This is a genomic window from Mycobacterium sp. E1747, from assembly GCF_001667775.1.
GTDB lineage: Bacteria > Actinomycetota > Actinomycetes > Mycobacteriales > Mycobacteriaceae > Mycobacterium.
The window spans coordinates 1-2,744 of sequence record NZ_LZJI01000208.1; the positions used below are offsets into that span (position 1 = coordinate 1).

Consider the following 2,744-nt stretch of genomic DNA (forward strand, 5'->3'; position numbering starts at 1 on the left):
CCCACACCAGCACCGGCCACATACAACTCACCCACCACACCAACCGGCACCGGACGCAACCAGGAATCCAACACAAAAAACGCAAGGTGCTCCAACGGCCCACCGATCGGACTGACCGCGCCCTCCAGATCGCCGGCGCCGATCTCCCGATACGACGCGTGCACCGTGGTTTCAGTCGTGCCGTACATGTTGATCAAGCGCGGCCGAGCCGGATGATGGTCCAGCCAGGTCCGAAGGCGCTGCGGTTCAAGGGCTTCCCCGCCGAACACCACCGCCTGCAGCGACAGTTGTTCTCCAGGCTCGGGGGCGAGGGCGTCGGCGGTTTGCAGCGCATAAAACGCCGACGGCGTCTGACTCAAGACGGTGACCCGCTCACCAACCAACAAGGCATGCAAGTCCTGCGGCGACCGCACCACGTCGTCGGGCACCACCACCAGCCGACCGCCACGCAGCAGCGCACCCCAGATCTCCCACACCGAGTAATCGAACGCCAACGAGTGACACTGTGACCACACGTGGGCCGCATCCGCGGGCACTTGGTCTTGCAGGGCCGCCAGCAGCTCGGTGACGTTATGATGCGTGACCGCAACACCTTTAGGAACACCGGTGGTACCCGAGGTATAAATCAGATACGCGACATCCCCCGGCGCGGGCACCGGCAACCCGGTGGCCGGCCCACCACCGACGGCCCGATCATCCAACTCCAGCACCGCCACATCGAACCCAGTCAGCACCCCACCCAGCCCCGCCGTCGCCAACACCAACACGGGCGCCGCGTCAGCAAGCAGGAACCCCAAGCGCTCCAGCGGCAGTGCCGGGTCGATGGGGACATAGGCGGCCCCCGCCTTGAGCACCGCCACCATCGCCGTGATCGCCTGCACAGAACGCGCACACAACAACCCCACCAAACACCCCGGGCCCACCCCGCGATCAACCAACAACTGCGCCAACCGATCCGAGGCCTCATCAAGCTCGCGATAGCTCACACCGCGGTCCTCAAAGGTGACCGCCACCGCTTGCGGTGTCCGCGCCACCTGCTGAGCGAACACCGCCGGAATCGAACCCGACGCCGGCACCGCCGCCGTCAACACCGCCCGATTACCCCACCGATCAAGCCGGGTGAGCTCGTTCTGACTGAGCACATCGATCGATGACAGCCGTTTCCCCGGGTCGGCGACCATGGCCGCCAGCACCCGCTGGAACCGCCCAACCAGGATCTCGATGGTCACCGCGTCGAACACGTCCGTGCGGAACTCCACCGTGCCGCCGATTCCGTTCGGCTCACCCGACTCGGTGAAACGGTCCGCCAGGTTGAACATCAAGTCCATCCGGGCGGTGCGGGTGTCCACAGGCAGTGGCTTGATCTGCAACTCGCCCAAGGATGAACCGGCCGCGGGGCTACCGTTGAGCCCGGCGGAGTCCTGCCAGGCGAACAGCACCTGGACCACTGGGTGGTGGCTCAATGACCGGGGAGGGTTGAGTCGTTCGACGAGCACTTCAAAGGGCACATCTTGGTGCTCGTAGGCGTCCAGGCTGCGCCGACGCACCTGGGCCAGCACCTCGCCGACGGCGGGATCCCCGGAAAGATCCACCCTCAGCACCAAGGTGTTGACGAAGAACCCGATCAAGTCGTCCAGGGCGGGATCGGAGCGGCCGGCGATCGGGAAGCCCACCGCCACATCCGAACTCGCGCTCAGCTTGGACAGCAGCACCGCCAAGGCAGCCTGCAGCACCATGAAGGTGGTTGCGCTGTGTTCGCGTGCCACCGTGACGACCTGCCGTTGCAATTCGGCCGGCCAGTCGAGCTCCACGGTGGCACCGCGGTGGTCAGCCACCACCGGGTAGGGCCGATCGGTGGGAAGCGCCAATCGCTCGGGCATGCCGGCCAGGACATCCTGCCAGTAGGCCAGCTGGGCGGCGACACGACTGGTCTCGTCCTCGAGATCACCCAACCTGGCACGCTGCCACAATGTGTAATCGGCATACTGCACGGTCAACGGCGCCCAATCGGGCGCGCGCCCTTGGCACCTGCTGGCATAGGCCACGCCCAGATCACGCATCAGCGGTCCGATCGACAGCCCATCCGCAGCGACATGGTGCACCACGCCCACCAGGACGTGCTCATCCTCATTCACCCGGAAAAGCCGTGTCCGCAAGGGAATTTCGGCGGCCAGGTCGAACGGGTGTCGCACCACTTCCTCGACGCCCCCACCGACCTGCGCGACTGACCACGCGGTGGCGTCAACGACATCCCAACCCACGTCGACCTGCCCGGCAGAGATGACCAGCTGCTGCGGCATCCCCTCGGGCGCCACAAACATCGTGCGCAGGCTCTCGTGCCGGGCCACCACATCGGCCAGCGCTGTCCCGAGCGCGTCGGCATTCAGTTCGCCGCGCAGCCGTAGCGCGATCGGCATGTTGTAAACCGCTGAACGCCCCTGCAACTGGTCGATGAACCACAACCGCGACTGCGCAAATGACAACGGAACGACCGCAGGCCGCTCGACAGCCACCAGCGGCTCGCGCCTGCCCTCGCCCCCGCCGATACGCGCCGCCAATCGGGCCACCGCCGGCGCCTCGAACACCGCCCGCACCGAAAGATCGGCATCCAAGCACACGTTAACCGCCGCGATCAAACGTATGGCCGCCAACGAATCGCCACCCAACTCGAAGAACGAGTCATGCACGCCGACCCGCTGCACCCCGAGGACCTCGGCGTAGATGCCGGCCAGGATTTCTTCGAC

1 protein-coding gene is annotated in these 2,744 nt (G+C 66.1%); it reads right to left on the reverse strand.

Annotated features, from left to right (window positions below):
• Positions 1-2,744: condensation domain-containing protein (locus A5695_RS22495; protein ID WP_156749805.1), on the reverse strand; the 2,744-nt coding region annotated here is incomplete at both ends.